The organism is Paractinoplanes globisporus DSM 43857, from assembly GCF_000379645.1.
Lineage (GTDB): Bacteria > Actinomycetota > Actinomycetes > Mycobacteriales > Micromonosporaceae > Actinoplanes > Actinoplanes globisporus.
In genome coordinates this window covers 91,650-110,973 of record NZ_KB903350.1, presented here as the reverse complement: position 1 = coordinate 110,973, position 19,324 = coordinate 91,650, and the positions used below count along the sequence as shown (strand labels likewise).

22 protein-coding genes are annotated in these 19,324 nt (G+C 71.4%); 15 read left to right on the top strand and 7 right to left on the bottom strand.

The annotated features are described in order from the left end of the window. Positions 1 to 425: 425 nt before the first annotated feature. From A3CQ_RS0144950 to A3CQ_RS0144940, 3 genes are read right to left on the bottom strand one after another with little or no spacing between them, the layout of a single operon-like run. Positions 426 to 1,166, bottom strand: a complete 741-nt coding sequence (locus A3CQ_RS0144950) for an amino acid ABC transporter ATP-binding protein (RefSeq protein WP_020517533.1) — start codon at positions 1,164 to 1,166, stop codon at positions 426 to 428. Further along, a complete protein-coding gene (locus A3CQ_RS0144945; RefSeq protein WP_020517532.1) occupies positions 1,166 to 2,014 on the bottom strand; it encodes an amino acid ABC transporter permease in 849 nt (282 codons plus the stop codon). The genes A3CQ_RS0144950 and A3CQ_RS0144945 overlap by 1 nt, the downstream gene beginning before the upstream one ends. Next, positions 2,011 to 2,883: an ABC transporter substrate-binding protein gene (locus tag A3CQ_RS0144940; RefSeq protein ID WP_020517531.1), complete on the bottom strand. Its 873-nt coding sequence runs from the start codon at positions 2,881 to 2,883 to the stop codon at positions 2,011 to 2,013. The genes A3CQ_RS0144945 and A3CQ_RS0144940 overlap by 4 nt, the downstream gene beginning before the upstream one ends. A gap of 77 nt (positions 2,884 to 2,960) precedes the next feature. Here A3CQ_RS0144940 and A3CQ_RS0144935 point away from each other — a divergent pair, with 77 nt between their 5' ends. The 11 genes from A3CQ_RS0144935 to A3CQ_RS0144885 all read left to right on the top strand — a co-directional run bounded on the left by A3CQ_RS0144935 (position 2,961) and on the right by A3CQ_RS0144885 (position 11,922). Next, positions 2,961 to 3,224 carry a phosphoribosyl-ATP diphosphatase gene (locus A3CQ_RS0144935; protein WP_026206900.1) on the top strand — a complete coding sequence of 88 codons (264 nt, stop codon included), beginning with the start codon at positions 2,961 to 2,963 and terminating at the stop codon, positions 3,222 to 3,224. Between the two features lie 45 nt (positions 3,225 to 3,269). Beyond that, positions 3,270 to 4,112 carry an ATP phosphoribosyltransferase gene (gene hisG, locus A3CQ_RS0144930; RefSeq protein WP_020517529.1) on the top strand — a complete coding sequence of 281 codons (843 nt, stop codon included), beginning with the start codon at positions 3,270 to 3,272 and terminating at the stop codon, positions 4,110 to 4,112. Position 4,113: 1 nt separating this feature from the next. After that, on the top strand, positions 4,114 to 4,566 hold the full coding sequence (locus A3CQ_RS0144925; RefSeq protein WP_020517528.1) for a PH domain-containing protein: 453 nt from the start codon (positions 4,114 to 4,116) through the stop codon (positions 4,564 to 4,566). Positions 4,567 to 4,890: 324 nt separating this feature from the next. Beyond that, on the top strand, positions 4,891 to 5,481 hold the full coding sequence (gene infC, locus A3CQ_RS0144920; RefSeq protein ID WP_026206899.1) for a translation initiation factor IF-3: 591 nt from the start codon (positions 4,891 to 4,893) through the stop codon (positions 5,479 to 5,481). 55 nt (positions 5,482 to 5,536) lie between these two features. Further along, complete coding sequence (gene rpmI / locus A3CQ_RS0144915; protein WP_020517526.1) at positions 5,537 to 5,731, top strand: 50S ribosomal protein L35; 195 nt, start codon at positions 5,537 to 5,539, stop codon at positions 5,729 to 5,731. Positions 5,732 to 5,770: 39 nt separating this feature from the next. Continuing rightward, positions 5,771 to 6,163 carry a 50S ribosomal protein L20 gene (gene rplT, locus A3CQ_RS0144910; RefSeq protein WP_020517525.1) on the top strand — a complete coding sequence of 131 codons (393 nt, stop codon included), beginning with the start codon at positions 5,771 to 5,773 and terminating at the stop codon, positions 6,161 to 6,163. A 63-nt stretch (positions 6,164 to 6,226) separates the two neighbouring features. Further along, a complete protein-coding gene (locus A3CQ_RS0144905; protein WP_026206898.1) occupies positions 6,227 to 7,003 on the top strand; it encodes a TrmH family RNA methyltransferase in 777 nt (258 codons plus the stop codon). Positions 7,004 to 7,019: 16 nt separating this feature from the next. Further along, the gene (locus tag A3CQ_RS0144900) at positions 7,020 to 8,030 is read left to right on the top strand and encodes an alcohol dehydrogenase catalytic domain-containing protein (protein ID WP_020517523.1); all 1,011 of its coding nucleotides are present in this window, start codon (positions 7,020 to 7,022) and stop codon (positions 8,028 to 8,030) included. A gap of 134 nt (positions 8,031 to 8,164) precedes the next feature. Then, positions 8,165 to 9,226 carry a phenylalanine--tRNA ligase subunit alpha gene (gene pheS / locus A3CQ_RS0144895; protein ID WP_020517522.1) on the top strand — a complete coding sequence of 354 codons (1,062 nt, stop codon included), beginning with the start codon at positions 8,165 to 8,167 and terminating at the stop codon, positions 9,224 to 9,226. A 6-nt stretch (positions 9,227 to 9,232) separates the two neighbouring features. Continuing rightward, positions 9,233 to 11,710 (top strand): phenylalanine--tRNA ligase subunit beta, encoded by a 2,478-nt coding sequence (gene pheT / locus A3CQ_RS0144890; protein ID WP_020517521.1) that lies wholly within the window; start codon positions 9,233 to 9,235, stop codon positions 11,708 to 11,710. Continuing rightward, positions 11,710 to 11,922: a hypothetical protein gene (locus A3CQ_RS0144885; protein ID WP_020517520.1), complete on the top strand. Its 213-nt coding sequence runs from the start codon at positions 11,710 to 11,712 to the stop codon at positions 11,920 to 11,922. Before pheT ends, A3CQ_RS0144885 begins: the two co-directional genes overlap by 1 nt. On the opposite strand, the gene A3CQ_RS0144880 is transcribed toward A3CQ_RS0144885, so the two are convergent. The 3 genes from A3CQ_RS0144880 to A3CQ_RS0144870 are packed head-to-tail and all read right to left on the bottom strand — an operon-like array spanning position 11,898 to position 13,363. Beyond that, positions 11,898 to 12,266 carry a MerR family transcriptional regulator gene (locus tag A3CQ_RS0144880; protein ID WP_020517519.1) on the bottom strand — a complete coding sequence of 123 codons (369 nt, stop codon included), beginning with the start codon at positions 12,264 to 12,266 and terminating at the stop codon, positions 11,898 to 11,900. The genes A3CQ_RS0144885 and A3CQ_RS0144880 overlap by 25 nt on opposite strands. A gap of 10 nt (positions 12,267 to 12,276) precedes the next feature. Then, positions 12,277 to 12,603: a hypothetical protein gene (locus tag A3CQ_RS0144875; RefSeq protein ID WP_020517518.1), complete on the bottom strand. Its 327-nt coding sequence runs from the start codon at positions 12,601 to 12,603 to the stop codon at positions 12,277 to 12,279. A gap of 13 nt (positions 12,604 to 12,616) precedes the next feature. Next, positions 12,617 to 13,363, bottom strand: coding sequence for an SDR family oxidoreductase (locus tag A3CQ_RS0144870; protein WP_040434123.1), 747 nt, complete (start codon positions 13,361 to 13,363; stop codon positions 12,617 to 12,619). 35 nt (positions 13,364 to 13,398) lie between these two features. Here A3CQ_RS0144870 and A3CQ_RS0144865 point away from each other — a divergent pair, with 35 nt between their 5' ends. Beyond that, positions 13,399 to 14,088, top strand: a complete 690-nt coding sequence (locus A3CQ_RS0144865) for a class I SAM-dependent methyltransferase (RefSeq protein WP_020517516.1) — start codon at positions 13,399 to 13,401, stop codon at positions 14,086 to 14,088. 11 nt (positions 14,089 to 14,099) lie between these two features. Then, positions 14,100 to 15,104, top strand: coding sequence for an LLM class flavin-dependent oxidoreductase (locus A3CQ_RS0144860; RefSeq protein ID WP_020517515.1), 1,005 nt, complete (start codon positions 14,100 to 14,102; stop codon positions 15,102 to 15,104). 43 nt (positions 15,105 to 15,147) lie between these two features. Here the strand turns inward: A3CQ_RS0144860 and A3CQ_RS56290 are convergent, their stop codons facing one another. Continuing rightward, positions 15,148 to 16,053 carry a helix-turn-helix domain-containing protein gene (locus A3CQ_RS56290; RefSeq protein ID WP_020517514.1) on the bottom strand — a complete coding sequence of 302 codons (906 nt, stop codon included), beginning with the start codon at positions 16,051 to 16,053 and terminating at the stop codon, positions 15,148 to 15,150. A 205-nt stretch (positions 16,054 to 16,258) separates the two neighbouring features. Between A3CQ_RS56290 and A3CQ_RS0144850 the strand changes: the two genes are divergently transcribed. Together A3CQ_RS0144850 and A3CQ_RS0144845 are read left to right on the top strand one after the other, a co-directional pair. Then, positions 16,259 to 16,996: an ABC transporter ATP-binding protein gene (locus A3CQ_RS0144850; protein WP_020517513.1), complete on the top strand. Its 738-nt coding sequence runs from the start codon at positions 16,259 to 16,261 to the stop codon at positions 16,994 to 16,996. A gap of 5 nt (positions 16,997 to 17,001) precedes the next feature. Further along, positions 17,002 to 18,891, top strand: a complete 1,890-nt coding sequence (locus A3CQ_RS0144845) for an FtsX-like permease family protein (RefSeq protein ID WP_245577652.1) — start codon at positions 17,002 to 17,004, stop codon at positions 18,889 to 18,891. Positions 18,892 to 19,324 lie beyond the last annotated feature (433 nt).

The following is a 19,324-nucleotide window of genomic DNA, read 5'->3' as shown; positions in this document are numbered from 1 at the left end:
GCCCCGAGAATGCGGTGGTAAGTATTCGATCATGCCAATTCCCCGGCCGCCAATAATACGATCCAGGCAATTCCCGCTCCCTTTGGAAATTGCTGACCGAAGCAACCAGGCGCGACAGGCGGCGCTCACCGGGACCGGGCAGGTGCCGGGCCATGGCAAGCCGAGCGCAGCCAAGAGTGGCGGTGAGGGGCGGCGCTCACCGGGACCCGGCAGGTGCCGGGCCATGGCAAGCCGACCGGGACCGGGCAGGTGCCGGGCCGTGGCAAGCCGACCGCGACGGGGCAGGTGCCGGGCCGTGGCAAGCCGACCGCGACGGGGCAGGTGCCGGGCCGGACAAGCCGGTGCGACGCAGAGGTGGCGGTGAGGGAGGGCGCTCACCGGGACGAGGCGGGCGCCGGGCCATGGCAAGCCGGCGCGACCGCGGCTCAGAGGCGGCCGGCCTCGATGATGCGGGCCAGGAACTGGCGGGTGCGGGCCTCTACCGGATCGCCGAGCACCTGCGCCGGTGGGCCCTGCTCGAGCACACGGCCGTTGTCGAGGAACGCCACCCGGTCGGCGACCTGGCGGGCGAAGCCCATCTCGTGGGTGGCGAGGATCATGGTCATGCCGTCGCCCTTGAGGTCGCGGATCATTGTCAGCACCTCGCCGACCAGCTCCGGGTCCAGGGCGGAGGTCACCTCGTCCAGCAGCAGCAGCCTCGGGGAGTTGACGAGCGCGCGCACGATCGCCACTCGCTGCTGCTGGCCGCCGGAGAGACCATCGGGGTAACTGCCCGATTTGTCCGCCAGCCCGACGCGGTTCAGCCACTCCATCGCCAGCTCGCGGGCCGCGGCGGGTGGCTTTCCGTGCACCTTGACGGGGGCGAGGGTGATGTTGTCGAGCACGGTCATGTGCGGGAACAGGTTGTACGACTGAAAAACTAGACCGATCTTCCGCCGTACGACATCGGGATTGATCTTTGGGTTGGTGATGTCCTCGCCGTCCAGCGTGATCGTGCCGTCGTCGACCTCGGTGAGGAGGTTGATGCAGCGCAGCAGGGTCGACTTGCCCGAGCCCGAGGCGCCGATCAGGGCCACCACCTCGTGCTCGTCGACCGATAGGTCCAGCCCGTCGAGCACCACGGCCGAACCGAACGTCTTCCGGACGTCCGCGCAGGTCAGCAGCATCAGTTCCCCGCGTTCTGGCGTCGGGCGGCGCGCAGCGTGACGACGTCGGTGACCCCGATCAGCGGCAGGGCGAAAAGCACAAAGAGCACACCCGCGACGACGTACGGGGTGAAGTTCGCCGTCTCGGCCGACGCGATCTGAGCGGCCCGGATCGCGTCGATCGGACCGGCCAGCGAGATCAGCCCCACGTCCTTCTGCATCGACACGACGTCGTTGAGCAGGGCGGGGGCGGCCCGGCGCACCGCCTGTGGGAGCACCACGTGGCGCATCGACTGGCGGTAGCTGAGCCCGAGCGAGCGGGCGGCCGCGGTCTGGCTCGGATGCACGGACTCGATGCCGGCCCGCAGCACCTCGGCGATGTACGACCCGTAGGTGATCGTGATGGCCGCGCCGCCGAGCACAACCACGTTCGGCGTTCCCTGCAGCCGCAGGCCGGGGACGCCGAACGCGAACAGGTAGATCGTGATGATCAGCGGAAGGCCGCGGAACGTGTACGTGTAGACCGTCGCGAGCGCCCGCACCGGGAAGAAGACCGGCCCGCGCAGCGTGCGCAGCACCGCCGCGACCAGGCCGAGCGCGAGCGCGCAGACGGCGCAGACCACGAACAGCCGGATGTTGAGCCAGAGCCCCTCGAGGATCTCGGGCAGGTACTCGCGGGCGATCGGCCAGTCGAAGAACGACTGCTTGACGCGCGCCCAGCCCGGCGCGCCGGTGATCAGCACGCCGAGCAGGGTGCCGAGCACCGCCGTGGACAGGGCCGCGAGCAGCACGGAACGGATCGCCTGCCCACGCCGGTAGGCGATCCGTCCCAGCTGCAGGTCGCTCGGCCGGTGGATTTCCGCGCTCACTGGAGCTCGGGGGCTCCGCCGGTCTGGGCCAGCCAGGTCTTCTCCAGTACGGCGAGAGTGCCGTCCTGACGCAGTTCGTCGACCGCGCCGCTCACGCAGCCGGTCAGCGGCGAGTCCTTGTCGAGGACGACGCCGAACTGCTCGGGCACCCCGACCTGCGGCAGCTGGCCGACGATCACGCCGTCCTTGAGCTCGGCCCCGGTCATGTAGAACGCGGTCGGCAGGTCGACCACGATGCCGTCGACCGTGCCGTTGACCAGCGCGGCCTTGGCGTCGTCGTTGTTGTTGAAGACCGACGGCTTGGCGCTGGGCTTGATCACGTCGGTGATGGCCTGGTAGCTCGTGGTGCCGACCTGGGCGCCGAGCTTGGCCGACTGGAGATCGGCGATCGACTTGGCGCTCGCGATCTTCGAGCCCTTGGTCGTGATCACGGTCTGCCGGACCAGGTAGTACGGCGAGGAGAAATCGACGGCCTTCTTCCGGTCGTCGGTGATCGAGAACTCGTTGATGTCGAAGTCGAACGATTTCGGGCCGGGCGCGATCGCGTTGTTGAACGTCACAGAGACCCACGTCACGTTCGCGGCCGAATAGCCCAGACGCTCGGCCACCTGGTACGCCACCGCGGACTCGAAGCCCTTGCCGTTGCTCGGCTTGTTGTCGCTGAACCACGGCTCGTAGGCCGGGTTGTCGGTGCCGATCGTGAGCTTGCCGGCGGCCTTCGTCTGCAGCGCACCCTTGGGGCAGGAGTCCGAGGACGCCGAGGCGGTGGGGGAGGCGGCAGTGCCGTCGTCGGCGGGAGCGCAGGCCGCGAGGGCGGCGAGCATCAGGACCGCGCCGCCCGCGGTCGTGAGGGTGTTTCGGCTGACCATGACCGGCAGCCTAGGGCACGTCTCACCTGCTGGGGTCGTTCGTATCGATCCCGTGATGAGTTGTCACAATGGCGGCCGTGAAGACGTTCGAAGAGCTGTTCGCCGAGCTGCGGGAGAAGGCGGAGACGCGCCCGGAGGGTTCGTCCACCGTCGCGGCCCTGGAGCGCGGAGTCCACTTCATCGGGAAGAAGGTCGTCGAGGAGGCGGCCGAGTCCTGGATGGCCGCCGAGCACGAGGGCCCCGAACGGGCCGCCGAGGAGATTTCCCAGCTGCTCTACCAGGCCCAGGTCCTGATGATCGCGACCGGTCTCGACCTCGAGGACGTGTACCGACATCTGTGACGTGCCTTTCATCAGTCCTTTCTCAACAGCTGAAGGAGCACGTCCATGCTGCGTATCGCCATTCCGAACAAGGGCACCCTCTCCCAGCCGGCCTCGCAGATGCTGCGCGATGCCGGGTACCGCCAGCGCACCGACCCCAAGGACCTGATCTGCCGGGACGAGCCGAACAACGTCGAGTTCTTCTACCTGCGGCCGCGTGACATCGCCACGTACGTGGGAAGCGGCGACCTCGACCTCGGCATCACCGGCCGCGACCTGCTCGTCGACTCCGGCGTCACCGCGGAGGAACTGGTCGATCTCGCGTTCGGCGGGGCCACGTTCCGCTGGGCCGCCCCGGCCGGGACGCTGACCTCGGCCGACGGGATCGGCGGGCGGCGGATCGCCACCGCGTACCCCGGCGTGGTGGAGCGCTATCTCGCCGAGCGTGACCTGAAGGCCGACGTGGTGCGGCTCGACGGCGCGGTGGAGAACGCGGTCCGCCTCGGCGTCGCCGACCTCATCGCCGACGTGGTGGAGACCGGCGCCACGCTGCGCCAGGCCGGCCTGGTCACGATCGGCGAGCCGCTGCTGCGCTCGTCGGCGATCCTGATCGGCCGTCCGGGTCACGCCCCCGCGGGCACCGCCCAGCTGATCCGCCGGCTGCAGGGCGTGCTCGTCGCTCGCACCTACGTGATGCTCGCTTACGACGTACGGGCGGATTTGTTGGAAAATGCGACCGCGCTGACGCCGGGGATCGAATCGCCGACGGTCTCGCCGCTGCACCGGGAGGGGTGGGTCGCCGTGCAGGCCATGGTCCAGCGGGGCGATGTGCACCGGATCATGGACGAGCTGTACGAATTGGGTGCCCGGGCCATCCTGGTCACGGACATTGCGAACTGCCGGCTGTAGCGTGAAGGTCGTGGAGACGGTGACATATCGGCCGCACAAGATTCGCTGGGTCGCCGGGATCACGGCCGGCCTGATCGTGGTGCTGTTCACCGCGATCAGCTTCGGCCTGCACGGCTCGAAGGGCTTCGACAACTCGGGCCAGTTCGAGCGGGGCGACCAGACCGCGATGATCGGACTGGGCATCCTGATCGCCCTGGGCATCCTCGCGTTCTGCCGGCCGCGGGTGATCGCCGACGCCGAGCACGTCAAGATCCGGAACGTGGTGGGCGGCTACGACCTGCCCTGGTCGGTGGTGCGGGCGGTGCGATTCGACCGCAACTCGCCGTGGGCGCAGCTCGAGCTGACCAACGACGAGCAGGTGTCGATCCACGCCCTGCAGGCGGCCGACAAGGACTACGCGGTCGACGGGGTGCGCTCTTTGCGGGCCCTGCATTCGGCCGCCGTGAACGCCTGATAGACTTGCCGCAGTCGACCACGCCCGTTTCTTGTGAGATGGGCGCGAAAGAGGAGCCCGCTGGTTCCCACCCGACGCCCCTGAGGCGACCGGGTCCGGTCACCTGATCCTCGGTTGGGGAATAACCGAGGATCGGGGAGCGTCCTCAAGGACGCCGATGACCGGTCGAGCGGGCCCTGGCATGCGCCGGGGCCTTCTGCTTTCTCGGCGTTCCGCACCAGGGAGCGCACGAGGCCGACCGACATTGGCAGCGCCCGCGCGGTAGGGGACCGCGGGGGCGTGATCAAAACGTTCTGAGGAGGCCCCATCAGCGTCGAACCACGTATTAACGAACAGATCCGGGCACGTGAGGTCCGTCTGGTCGGTCCCGAGGGTGAGCAGGTCGGCATCGTGCCGCTCGAGCGCGCCCTGCAGCTGGCCGCGGACGTAGATCTGGATCTGGTCGAGGTTGCTCCGATGGCGCGGCCGCCGGTGTGCAAGCTCATGGACTTCGGGAAGTTCAAGTACGAGAGCGCACTGAAGGCCCGCGAGGCGCGGCGCAACCAGCAGCAGACCGTCATCAAGGAAATGAAGCTCCGTCCGAAGATCGACCCGCACGACTACGAGACCAAGAAGGGTCACGTCGTCCGGTTCCTCAAGGCGGGCGACAAGGTCAAGGTGACGATCATGTTCCGCGGTCGTGAGCAGAGCCGCCCCGAGCTGGGTTTCCGGCTCCTGCGCCGGCTCAGCGAGGAGATCTCGGAGCTGGGCTTCGTCGAGGCCAGTCCGAAGCAGGACGGCCGAAACATGATCATGGTGCTCGCCCCGCATCGGGCGACCAAGGCCGCTGCCGTCGCGGGCAAGCCCGCCCGGGAGCCGCGCGAGGGCGATGGTGCCGGCGCGACGCCGGCCGCTCCAGACACCACCGCAGAGTAATCAGCTTTTCCGCCCGTCCCGCCGGTCGCGCGGAAAGATCAGAAAGAGGCTTTACGTGCCTAAGTTCAAGCCCCACACCGGTACCGGCAAGCGGGTCAAGGTCACCGGCAAGGGCAAGCTGCTTATCGAGCAGGCCGGCAAGCGCCACCTGCTCGAGGGCAAGTCCTCCAAGGTCACTCGCCGGATGACCGGCACGGTCACCGTGGCCAAGGCCGACACCAAGCGAGTCAAGAAGCTGCTGGGCCGCTGACGCGCGCGCCACACACGTTCCCCTGTTAGGAGTACCGAAATGGCACGCGTCAAGCGTTCTGTCAACGCCCAGAAGAAGCGCCGTACCCTGCTCGAGACCGCGAGCGGCTACCGCGGGCAGCGCTCGCGGCTGTACCGCAAGGCCAAGGAGCAGGTGCTGCACTCGATGCAGTACGCGTACCGCGACCGCCGTGACCGCAAGGGCGACTTCCGCCAGCTGTGGATCACGCGCATCAACGCGGGCGCTCGCGCCAACGGCATGACCTACAACCGCCTCATCCAGGGCCTCAAGCTGGCCGAGGTCGAGGTGGACCGCAAGATCCTGGCCGACCTGGCCGTCAACGACGCCGCGGCGTTCGCGGCGATCGTCGAGGTCGCGCGGGCCGCCGTCGCGGCCGAGGGCACCGGCGGCGCCGCCGCCCAGGCCGCCTGATCTACGCGTCACCCGACAGGCGCCTCCCGGATCCGGGGGGCGCCTGATCTTTTGCGAGAGGTCATGACTTTTACGACGCGTACGCCCCGGGTTGTCGCGGCCCGGCGCCTGCAGAGGCGCAGGGATCGCGATCAGAGTGGCCGGTTCCTGGCCGAGGGGCCGCAGGCCGTCCGGGAGGCCCTCGCGGCGGGGGTGGTGCTGGAGCTGTTCGGCACCGGCGACGCGCTGACCCGGCACGGTGATCTCGCGCTGCTCGCGCCGCAGGTGTCGCCGGTCGACGAGGAGGCGCTCGCCGCGCTCACCGAGACGGTGCATCCGCAGGGGCTGGTCGCGGTCTGCGAGCAGATCGACGTGACGCTCGGTGCGGCCCTGGCGAAGAGGCCACGCCTGGTGGCGGTCGCGGCCGAGATCAGGGACCCCGGGAACGCGGGGACGGTGCTGCGGACCGCGGACGCCGCCGGTGCCGGTGCGGTGATCTTCGCGGGCGAGGCGGTGGACCCGTACAACGGGAAATGCGTGCGCGCCTCCGCCGGATCGATCTTCCACGTCGACGTGGTCCGCACCGGGCTGGATCTGGTCGGCGATCTTCAAGATGCCGGCCTGCTCGTGCTCGCGACCAGTGGCTACGGCGCCGACGACCTCGACACGCTGCTGGACGAGGGCGTGCTGGCGGCGCCGACCGCGTGGATCTTCGGATCGGAGGCGCACGGGCTGCCGCGGGAGCTGCTGGACGCGGCCGACCGGCGGGTGCGGGTGCCGATCTACGGCGGGGCGGAGAGCCTGAACCTCGCCGCGGCCGCCGCCGTCTGCCTCTACGCCTCGGCCCGGGCGCACCGATGAAGGCCCCGGTGTACCGATGAAGGCTCTGGTCTACGACTCGGTCGGCGGGCCGGTCGCGCTGCGGGATCTCGACGAGCCGGAGTGCCCGCCGGGCGGCGCCGTGATCGAGGTGCGCGCCACCGGGGTGTGCCGATCGGACTGGCACGCGTGGCGCGGGCACGACCCGGTCGCGCTGCCGCACGTGCCCGGCCACGAGTTCGCCGGGGTGGTGCTCGCCAGTGACGCCGACGGCTTCGCGGCCGGTGACCGGGTAACCGCGCCGTTCGTCAACGGGTGCGGGGCGTGCGACTACTGCCGGTCCGGCAACGCGCAGGTCTGCCCGCGGCAGACGCAGCCCGGTTTCACCCATCACGGGTCGTTCGCCGAGCGCGTGGTGGTGCGGGCGGCCGCGACCAACCTGGTGCACCTGCCGGACGAGCTCGACTTCGTCGCGGCGGCCGCCCTGGGCTGCCGGTTCGCGACCGCGTTCCGGGCACTGCGGGGGCCGCTGGGAACGGTGGCCGTCTTCGGCTGCGGCGGCGTCGGGCTCTCGGTCGTGATGATCGCGGTCGCCCTCGGCGCCCGCGTGGTGGCCGTCGACCCGTCGCCGGCCGCCCTGGCCGCGGCCGTCGAGCTCGGCGCGGTCGCCGAACGGCCGGTCGATGTGGACGTCGCGGTCGACGCCTACGGCTCCGCGGCCACGGCGATGGCCGCGGTGTGCAGTCTCCGCCGGGGCGGCCGGCACGTACAGATCGGCCTGATGCTCGGTGACGACGCCCGCGCGCCGCTGCCGTGGGACCTGGTCGTCTCGCGGGAGCTGGAGATCGTCGGCTCGCACGGGATGGCGGCGGTCGACTATCCGCCGATGCTGGCGATGGTCGCCGACGGCCGGCTCGACCCGGGACGCCTGGTGGGCTCCGTGATCCCGCTGGCGGAGGCCGGAAACGCGCTGATGGCGATGGACGAGCCGGCCGCGCGGGGCGGGGGCATGGTCGTCGCGATCAACGGGTACCATGACAAGCGTGTCGGAACCGATGATGCTGTTTAGCCGGCCCGCTGGTCGCGGGCGCCGGATCTGACTCTGCGCGTTTGACTCCCTGACCGGCGGGCTGCGGCTCAGCCGCCTCTCCGTAGACTGCCGAAGGCCCAAATTCGGCCTGTGCTGCCCGTGTGAGGGAGACCATGTCGTACCGCAATGATCCATACGATCCCAAGCAGGCCGCCCTGCTTTCGCCCGACGCTCTCTCGTCGGCCGTGGAAAGGGCCGGCGAGGACTTCGCCGCCGCGTCCGACCTGGACGCCCTCGGCGCGCTGAAGCCGGCCCACCTGGGCGACCGCTCGCCGGTCTCGCTCGCCCGCCGGGAGATCGGCTCGCTGCCGCCGGCCGCCAAGGCCGACGCCGGTAAGCGGGTGAATCTCGTCAGGCAGGAGATCCAGGCCGCGTTCGACGAGCGGCACGCCGCGCTCGAGGTCGAGCGGGCCGCCAAGGTGCTGGTCGAGGAGCGGGTCGACGTCACCCTCCCGTGGGATCGGCGGCCGCGCGGCGCCCGGCACCCGATCACCACGCTCATGGAGCACATGGGCGACCTGTTCGCCGGCATGGGCTACGACGTGGTCGAGGGCCCGGAGCTCGAGCTCGAGTGGGCCAACTTCGACGCGCTCAACATCGGGCCCGACAACCCCGTGCGCGGCGCGATGGACACCTTCTACGTCGACCTGCCCGGCCTCGTGATGCGCACGCACACCTCGCCCGGCCAGGTGCGCTCGATGCTCACCCGGCAGCCGCCGATCTACGTGGTCTGCCCGGGCCGGGTCTACCGCTCCGACGAGCTGGACGCCACGCACAGCCCGGTCTTCCACCAGATCGAGGGGCTGGTCGTCGACGAGGGCATCACGATGGCCCACCTGCGCGGCACGCTCGACCACTTCGCGAGGGCGATGTTCGGCCCCGACGCGCGCACCCGCTGGCGGCCGCACTACTTCCCGTTCACCGAGCCGAGCGCCGAGTTCGACGTCTGGTTCGCGCAGCACCGGGACGGGCCGCGCTGGGTCGAGTGGGGCGGCTGCGGCATGGTCAACCCGCGGGTGTTGGTCGCCTGCGGCATCGACCCCGACCGGTACTCGGGCTTCGCCTTCGGCATGGGCGTCGACCGCACCCTGATGTTCCGCAACGGCGTCGGCGACATGCACGATCTCGTCGAGGGCGACGTGCGGTTCACCGCGAACTTCGGCATGGAGGTCTGAGCCGCGATGAAGACGTCACTTTCGTGGCTGCGGGACTACGTCGAGCTGCCCGCCGACCTCACCGTCGAGCAGCTGGACGACGCGCTCACCAACCTGGGCATGGAGGTCGAGTCGATCGTCGACCAGGCCGCCACGGTCAAGGGCGATCTCGTGGTCGGCAAGGTGCTGACCATCGAGGAGCTGACCGGCTTCAAGAAGCCCATCCGCTTCTGCACCGTGGACGTCGGCAAGGCCGTCCCGCAGGAGATCGTCTGCGGCGCCCGAAACTTCGCCGTGGGCGACCTGGTCGCGGTGATCCTGCCCGGCGGCGAACTGCCGGGCGGCTTCAAGATCGGCGCGCGGAAGACGTACGGCCACAACTCCAACGGGATGATCTGCTCGGCCGCCGAGCTCGGCCTCGGCACCGACCACTCGGGCATCATCGTGCTGCCCGCGGGCTCGGCCGTTCCGGGCGCCGACGCCCGTCCGGCCGTCGGGCTCGACGACATCCTGGTCGAGGTCGAGATCACCCCCGATCGGGGCTACGAGATGAGCCTGCGCGGCCTGGCCCGCGAGCTCTCGTACGCGTTCGAGGCCGCCTTCACCGACCCGGCTCTCGTTCCCGCCCCGGGCGGCACGGCCGAGCCCCCGCACGGCGTGACCGTCGAGGACACCGTCGGCTGCGACCGCTTCTCGGCCCGGGTCGTGCGCGGCATCGACCCGCACGCCTCCTCGCCCGCATGGATGCAGCGCCGCCTGGTCGCCGCGGGCATCCGCACGATCTCGCTGCCGGTCGACATCACCAACTACCTGATGCTCGAGCTCGGCCAGCCGATGCACGTCTTCGACCTCAACCGGCTCAGCGGCCCGCTCGTGGTGCGCCGGGCCCGGCCGGGCGAGAAGCTGACCACCCTGGACGGCGTGGCCCGCGTGCTCGACGCCGAGGACATGGTGATCTGCGACGACACCGGCCCGATCTCGCTCGCCGCGGTCATGGGCGGCGAGACCAGCGAGTGGCAGCCCGACACGGTCGACGTGCTGCTCGAGGCCGCGCACTGGGACCCGGTCATGGTCGGGCGCACCGCGCGCCGGCACAAGCTGTTCAGCGAGGCCGCCAAGCGGTGGGAGCGCGGCGTCGACCCGAGCCTGACGCTGGCCGCACTGGAGCGGGCGGTCCAGATCCTGACGACCCACGCCGGCGGCACCGTCGACGAGCGGGTGCTCGACCTCGACCACGTGCGCGAGCCCGAGGTGATCCTGCTCGACCCGGCTCTGCCGGCGCAGCGGATCGGCCTGCCCTACCCGGCCGACCGGGTCGTCGAGCTGCTCACGAGGATCGGCTGCACGGTCGCCGGGGTCGAGCCGCTCGAGGTCACCCCGCCGACCTGGCGTCCCGACCTGCTGGCCCCGATCGACCTGGTGGAGGAGGTGGCCCGCCTCGGCGGGTACAACGACATCCCCAGCCTGCTGCCGCCCGCGCGCGGTGGCAGCGGCGTCACCCCCGCGCAACGCCGCCGGCGCACAATCGGCCGGGCCCTGGCCGAGAACGGGTACGTCGAGGTGCTGTCCTACCCGTTCGTGGCGCCGGGGCTGTTCGACGCGCTCGGCTACCCCGAGGACGACCCGCGGCGCAGCGCCGTGCGGCTGACCAACCCGTTGTCGGAGGAGGAGCCGCTGCTGCGCACGTCGCTGCTGGCGCCGCTGCTCGGCACGCTCAAGCGCAACCTCGGCCGCGGGCAGCGCGACCTGGCGCTGTACGAGATCGGCTCGGTCTTCCTGCCGGGCGGGTCCACCACGCCGCCGCCGGCGATGGGCGTCGACCGGCGGCCCAGCGACGCGGACTGGGCGGCCGCCAACGCGTTCCTCCCGGCGCAGCCGTGGCACCTCGCCGCCGTCCTGACCGGCGAGATCGAGCCGTCCGGCTGGTGGGGTCCGGGCCGGACCGCGACCTGGTCGGACGCGGTCGAGGCGGCACGCATCGCGCTGGAGGCGGCCGGGATGACCGCCGACCGGGTCTCGGTGGCGGCCGCGGAGCTCGCGCCGTGGCACCCGGGCCGGTGCGCCGCGATCTCCGTGGACGGCGTCGTGATCGGGCACGCGGGCGAGCTGCACCCGGCCGTGATCTCGGCGCTGGAGCTGCCGAAGCGGACCGTGGCGACCGAGCTCGACCTCACCGCGATCCCGGCCGCGCCGGTCGTGCAGGGCGTACGGATCTCGTCGTTCCCGCCCGCGCTGATCGACGTGGCGCTGGTGCTCGACCGGGCCGTGCCGGCCGCGCGGGTCGAGGCGGCGCTGGCCGAGGGAGCGGGGGAGCTGCTCGAGTCGGTCGCGCTCTTCGACGTGTACGAGTCGGACCAGCTGGGGGCGGGCAAGCGGTCGCTCGCGTACAAGCTGACCTTCCGCGCGCCGGACCGGACGCTGACCTCGGAGGAGGCCCTCGCCGCCCGGGACGCGGCGGTCGCTGCCGTCGCGTCGAAGTTCGGGGCGACGCTGCGCGGGGCCTGATGGATCCCATCATCGCCGAGGTGCTGGACGCCGCCGCCCGGGACGACCGGGCGGCGCTCGTCCAGCTCCTGCATCCCTACCTGCATTGGACCTCGGGCGGCCGGACGATCCGGGGCCGCAACAAGGTCTTCGCCCATCTAGAAGAATTGACCGAACCGGACAGCTACGAGCTCCGCGACGGGCAGATCTACCGCTGGAGCTCGCTCCGGTAGTACGCGATCTTGTTGCGGACGTGCTCGCGCTGCCGCAACAGCGTCTGGATCCGCTCCTCGACGTCCCGGTCGTGCTCCTCGAGCAGCGCAATCCGGTCGGCGATCGTCGCGTCGTCGCGGGTGAGCTCGGCGAACTCCAGCATCCGGGCGATCGGCATGCCGGTGTCGCGCAGGCAGCGCAGCATCTCGAGCCAGCCCACGTCGTCGTCGCGGTACTGCCGGCGGCCGCCCGAGGTGCGCCCGACGCTCTCGAGCAGCCCGATCTTCTCGTAGTAGCGCAGCGTGTCGAGGCTGAAACCGGTCTTCTCGACGACCTGTCCGGGGGTGTAGGTAGCGGAGGACATGCCGTCGAGGCTAGCGGGTTTTCAGCAGGCGCCGGGCGTGGTCGCGATCGCCCGGCTCGACCCTCGCGCAGCCCGACTCGATCAGGCTCCAGTCGCCGCCGGCCAGCGCGTGGTCGATGCGTTCGCGCACCTCGTCGACCTTGTCGGGCTCGGTCGCGAAGAGGATGCGCAGCCGTACGGAGTCGTCCTCGCGGGTGACGGCGGTGTGGTGCGGGGCGAGCGGGCAGGGCGGCTCGTGCTCCCCGCGCCCGCAGAGCGCCATGGTGATCGCGCCGCCGGGGGCCCGCTCGTCGGACACGTTCGAGAGCAGCGCGCCGTGCACGTAAGCCTGCCTCATTGCAGGACCCCGTTCAGTCGATGGTGTGCCCGCCGTTCACGGTAATCCGCTCGCCGTTGACGAACCGAGAGGCGTCGGACGCGACAAAGGCCACAACGTCGGCGATCTCGGCGGGCGTACCCATCCTGTGCAAGGGAATTTCGGCGCGGTAGGCGCCGCTGTTGGCCTCGGTGATCTCGCCGTGCCGCTCGACCGGGATCCAGCCGGGCGCCACGACGTTCGTCGTCACGCCGAACGGGCCCAGCTCACGCGCCCAGGTGCGGGCCAGGCCGATCTGCGCGCCCTTGGCGGCGTTGTAGGCCGACCAGCCCGGCAGCGCCCGCTCGAACATGTCGGATCCGATGTGGATGAAGCGGCCGGTCCCGAGCGTCTTCATGCCGGGCAGCGCGGCCTGCAGGAGCAGAGTCGGGCTCTTCACGAAGAAGACCAGCTGGTCGAGGTGCTGCTGCCAGGTGACCTCGTCGGCCGGGGTCGGCGGCTGCGGCCCGGTGGCGTTCGCGACCACGACCTGGATGGTTCCCAGCCGGGCGGCGACGTCGGAGGCCAGCCGCGACACGTCACCCTCGTCGGTGACGTCGGCGCGAAAGGCCTGCGCCCGCCCGCCGAGCTCCTTGATCTCGGAAACGACCCGCGCCGCGCCGGACTCGTCCGAGTGAAAGTTCACCGCGACCGCCCACCCGTCGGCCGCGAGTCGCCGGGCCAGCTGCGCGCCGAGGCCGCGTGAGGCGCCCGTCACCAGAGCGCTGCCTAAGATCGTCACCCGCGAACCGTACTATCCGTGCCACGCTAGATCTTGTGCAGCAGCGACAGCGGCCCGGCTACACGGGCACCGGTCCGGGCGAGTTCACCCCCGACGGCTGTGCCGTCGACCTCTACCGTCGGCTCCCCGTACGGGACGAGCCGCAGATCATCGCGGCGGCGGTCCCGCCGCCGGCCACCCTGCTCGAGCTCGGGTGCGGCACCGGCCGGGTGACCGGGCCACTGACCCGGCTCGGGTACGAGGTGACCGCCGTCGACGAGAGCGCGGCCATGCTCGCCGCCGTCGACGGCGCGCGGAAGGTCCTCAGCCCGATCGAGGACCTGACGCTCAAGAAGGTCTTCGACATCGTCTTCCTCAGCTCGTTCCTGGTGCACGCCCCCGACGTCGAGGTCCGCCGGCGGATGCTGCGGGTCTGCCGCGAACACGTCGAACCCGACGGCACGGTGATCATCCAGCGCGAGGGCGCGGGCTGGCACACCAAGATCCCCCGCCAGAACCCGATCGCCGACGGCTACAGCCGGGTCACCGCGTCCGAGGAGGTCGGTGACGGCGTCCGCGAGGTGCATGTCGAGTACGACTTCCCGGACGCCCACTGGACTCAGACGTTCCGCTCCCGCCCGCTGACGGTCGCGCAGTTCGAGACGGCGTTGCGCGAGGCCGGCCTGTTCGTCGAGCGTTACCTGACCCCGGACGGGACGTGGGTCGCCGCGTCGCCGATCAACTGAAGGGCGTCCCCATGTCGCGACCCCTGCGCAAGCTGGGCTTCCTCACCATCGGCCTGTTCGACGGCGGCGACCCGCGCCCCGGCCACGAGTCGACCCTGGAGATCATCAAACTGGGCGAGGAGCTGGGCTTCGACAGCGCCTGGGTGCGCCACCGGCATCTCCAGTACGGCATCTCCTCCCCGATGGCCGTGCTGGCCGCCGCCTCACAGCGCACCTCGAGGATCGAGCTGGGCACCGCGGTGATCCCGCTGGGCTGGGAGAACCCGCTGCGCCTGGCCGAGGACCTGGCCACCGTCGACATCCTCTCCGGCGGCCGGCTCAATCCCGGCGTGAGCATCGGCCCCCCGATGCACTACGACAAGGTGAAGGCCGCGCTCTACCCCAACACGGCGGACGCCGAGGACTTCACCTATCGCCGAGTTCAAAGACTTCTTGATTTCGTACGCGGTGAGCAAGCCACCGACTTCAGCGGCGACGAGGGCTTCGAGGTGTTCTCCAACCGCGTCGAGCCGTTCTCGCCCGGCCTGGGCGACCGGATGTGGTACGGCGGCGCCAGTCTCCGCTCCGCGCAATGGGCGGGCGAGCACGGCATGAACTTCCTGACCAGCAGCGTGGTCAAGGCGGAGGAGGCGGCGGACTTCGCGGAGATCCAGCTGTCACACATTCAGACCTTTCGCGCGCACCACCCGGCCGGCGCCGAGGCCCGCGTATCCCAAGGTCTGGTGGTCATACCGACTGACTCGGCAACCAACGAACAAAAAGCCAAATATGAGGCGTACGTCGAGAAGCGCACCCCGCGGACGGCGGCGCCCCAGGGGCCGGCTCGCATGCTGTTCTCGATCGACTACGTGGGCAGCTCGGACGAGATCGCCGAGCGGCTGCACGCGCACGCCGCGTTCCGGGAGGTGGACGAGGTGGCCTTCGCGCTCCCGTTCAGCTTCGACCACGCCGATTACGTCCAGATCCTGACCGACGTCGCCACCAAGCTGGGCCCGGCCCTGGGGCGCGCAGGCTAGTGGCCCACCCGCCGGGCAGCGGGTGGGCCGTGTCGGCGAGCTCTTACGCCGCCAGCTGCCAGTCGAAGTGGTACTGGTTGGTCAGCGGCGGCACGGTCGTGGTCCACGTGTAGTGCGTGCTGCCGTCGTGGGTGCTGGACGTGACCTCGGAGGGCAGCTTGCGGTCGCCGCTCCAGGTCACCTCCCGCCCGGTCAGGCTCACCCCGAGCCGTACGGGGAAGCGCAGGTGCACCGAGAGCTCCTCGGTGGGCCAGCGGATCTCCCGCTCGAACCAGTTGCCCCACTTCGTGGCGTGCACGCGGTAGGCGCAGACGATCGTCGCGGAGTGTCCCGGATAGATCGGGGACGGCACCCCGGCCGGCTCGAAGTAGACGTAGATCTTCTTGTAGGCGTCGCAGTCCTTCACGAGCTCCCACCGGGCCGGCTCGCCGTCGAAGGTGGCCCGGAAGTCGAGCTCCTCCAGCGTGATCGGGTTGTCCCGGTAGAACGTGCGGGACCGCAGCGGGTCGGCCGGGTGCGCGTCGGCCTCGATGCGCACCGGGAACCGGGTGACCGGCTGGTCGCCCGCGTTGTGCACGTCCCGCAGGATGCGGATGTGGTAGTAGCCGTCGTCGCCGAGGTCGAGCGCCGCCTCCTCGCGGCGTACCACCAGGCCCTGCGGGATGTGCACCGGCGTGCGCGTGGTGCGCGGCGTCGGGCTGTCCGGCGACTGGGTATCGGCGACGAATTCCTCGAAGGCCGCCGCGAGTTCACCGTTCGTGTGCAGAACGGCATCGGCGCGGGCGGCGAATTCCAGGGTCGGCCGGTGCCGGCCCCTCTCCACGTGGCTGACGTAGGACGGGTCGAAGCCCATCATCTGCGCCAGCGCCTTCTTGTTCAGTCCTCGGCTCGTCCGGAGCCTGGCCAGGGCGTCGGCAAACGCTGTCCGGCCGGAGAGATCGTCCGTCATGGAGTCACCTCATAGCGGGACCCCAAGTATCACCGGGCACCCTCGGCAACGCAATGTGACGTGCTCTGCGCGAGGAGTCAGACAGGTGTCACGTCTCGGACCAAGGCGGGCCGGGGTAGGGCTGGCACTACCCCGAAGACGGTGGCCCGCTGTAGCGACTTCCACCGATGCGCTCAATAGCGTTTAACCCATGACGACAACGACCATGACCAGGGCAGACGCGGCCGTCACGCTCAGCGGGGTGAGCCGGGTCTACGGCCGCGGCGGCGCCGCGGTCCGCGCCGTCGACGACGTGACCGTCGCGTTCCCGCGCGGCGGCTGGACGGCCGTGATGGGTCCCTCCGGCTCCGGCAAGTCCACGCTGCTGCACTGCGCGGCCGGCCTCGAGCGGGTCGACTCCGGCCAGGTGCTGCTCGGCGACACCGACCTCACCCGCGCTCGCGACGGCGAGCTCACCGCGCTGCGGCGTACCCGCATCGGTTTTGTCTTTCAGAGCTTCAACCTGATCGGTTCGCTGACCGCCGCGCAGAACGTGGCGCTCCCGCTCCGCCTGGCCGGCCGCCGCCCGCGCGGCAGCGAGGTCCGCGAGACCCTCGCCGCCGTCGGCCTGGCCGACCGCGCCCGGCACCGCCCTCGCGAGCTCTCCGGCGGCCAGCAGCAGCGGGTCGCGATCGCCCGCGCCATGGTCACCCGGCCCGACGTGCTCTTCGCCGACGAGCCCACCGGCGCGCTCGACTCCTCGGCCGCGCGCGTCGTGCTCGACCTGCTGCGCCACATGGCCGACGCGGGCCAGAGCATCGTCATGGTCAGCCACGATCCGGTGGCCGCCGCCCGGGCCGACTCCGTCGTCTTCCTGCGGGACGGCCGCGTGGTCGACCACCTGGCCGGGGCCAACGCGCACGAGGTCGCCGACCGCCTCGCCACGTGGGAGGCCGCGCGATGATGGGCATGAGTCGCGCCGGGCTGGCCGAGCGCTGGCCGCTGTTCGTGGGCGCCTTCCTCTCCGTGACGCTCGGCGTCGCGCTGGTGCAGTCCTCGCTCCTGCTGCTGATCTCGGCGGCCACCTTCGACCCGCCGGCCGGCCTGAGCGCCGCCGAGCGGATGGAGTTCACCGACAGCACCGCCGCCGTCGTCTCGATGCTCGGCATCGTGCTGGGCATCGCCACCTTCCTGGCCGGCTTCATCATCAGCTCGACGTTCGCGTTCACGGTCGCCCAGCGCCGCCGCGACCTCGCGCTGCTGCGGCTCGTCGGCGCCGGCCGCGGCCAGGTCCGCCGCCTCCTGCTCGGCGAGGCGCTGCTGCTCGGCGCCCTCGGCGCGGCCGCCGGCGTCCCCCTCGGCCTGGTGGTGATGTCCGCACAGACGTGGATGCTGCGCCGCATGCGGTTCGTGCCGGAAAACTTCACCGGCGAGTGGCAAGACTGGATCCTGGCTGTCTCGTTCGGCACCGGCATCGTGCTCGCCGTGGCCGGCGCCATGGTCGCCGCGCGGCGCGCCGCCCGGGTGCGTCCGCTCGAGGCCCTGCGCGAGACCGGCGACGCGGCCCGCGTGATGACCGTGACCCGCTGGCTGTCCGGCCTGATCTTCTTCGGCGGCGCCCTGGCTCTGATCATCGTGGCCCCGCACGGCGGCGCCGCCGGCGGTCCCGCCATGGCGATGAACGTGCCGCTCCCCGCCGCCATCGCGGCAGCCGCGCTGAGCCCGCTGGTGGTCCCGCTACTCGGCCGCCTGCTGCCGACCGGCTCGGGCGTCGCCGGCGTACTGGCCCGCGCCAACCTGTGGGACGCCCGCCGCCGCAGCGCGTCCGTCGCCGCCCCGCTGATCGTCCTGATCGCGCTCGTGGTCGGCACGGCCGGCGCCGGCGCGTCGTTCACCGCGGCCGGCATCGACCAGATGCGCAGCCAGACCCACGCCGACCTGGTCGTCGAGACCACCGGCCCGGCCGGCCCCGCGATCGCCGCGGTCCCCGGCGTGGCCTCCGCCTCCACCGAGACCTCGCTGCCCGCCACCTTCACCACCGGCCACGGCGAGGACGCCGAAACCGAGACCGGCACGGCCGTCGTGGTCGACCCGGCCGCCTACGCCGCGGCCCACTCCACCGGCCCGCTCACCGCCCTGCACGGCCGCACCGCCGCGGTCGGCCCCGGCGGCGACGTCCCCTCCCACGGCACGGTAAAGATCCAGCTCCCCGGCCTCGACCTGGGCGAGGTGCCCGTGGTCGCCTCGGTCCCCGCCGCCATGTCCGGCGGCGACAACGCCCTGCTCCCGCCCGGCCTGGTCCCCGCCGCCCTGCTGGCCAAGGCCGACACCCTGTCCTTCGTCACCCTGCGCCCCGGCACCGATCAGGCCGCCGCCCGAGCCGCGCTCGCGCACCTCGGCACCGTCTCCACGACGGATGAGTGGCTGAAGGCGGACGCCAAGGTCCGAGCCTCCACCAACGACAAAATCATGCTGGTAATCATGGGCCTGGGCGGCCTCTACGCCCTGATCGGCGTAATCAACTCCATCGTGATAGGCGCCGCCGCCCGCCGCCGCGAGTTCGCCGAGGCCCGCATAACCGGCCTGACCCGCCGCCAGGTAATCCGCTCCGCCCTCCTGGAGTCCTCCGCCGTAACCGCCGCCGGCATCCTCCTGGGCGGCGTGGCCGCCGCCGGCGCCCTGCTCGCGGCCCTGACCTCCACCGCCGCGGTAACCGGCCACGGCACTCTTTCCATCCCCTGGCCCCTGACGCTGGCGATCTGCGCCGTAGCCCTCTTGGTCACAAGCGCCACCAGCCTGATCACCTCCTGGTCCGCCACCCGCCACGCCCCCATCACCCTCCTGGCGGCCCGCGAGTAACCACCAGCGGCCGGGGTCCCTTGCCGACCCGGCTGCGCAAGCCGCCCCGCGCCCCCAGCGCGGGGCAGCCGTGCGGTCCGCACGCCCCCGCGGGCCGCACGGCACTCCCCACGCGGCCCGGTCCTCGCGTCGCTTCGCCCGTGCCCGCAGCGAGGGTGCGCGCCGTCGGCTTGGTGGGTGGCTGGCCTAGGCGCGCCACGGCCCGGGTCGCTGCGTGGTCGCGGGTGGGTGCGGCCGGTCGCGGGGTGTGGGTGGCTGGGCTGGGCGTGCCACCGCCCGGGCCGCTGCGTGGTTGCGGTGGGTGCGGCCGCAGCGTGCGTGACCAGGCACGGGCCGGACCATGGCGAGCCAGCTCAGCCGTTCGCCGACCGTGACGGGCCGCAGCGTGCGTGACCAGGCACGGGCTGGGCCATGGCGAGCCAGCTCAGCCGTT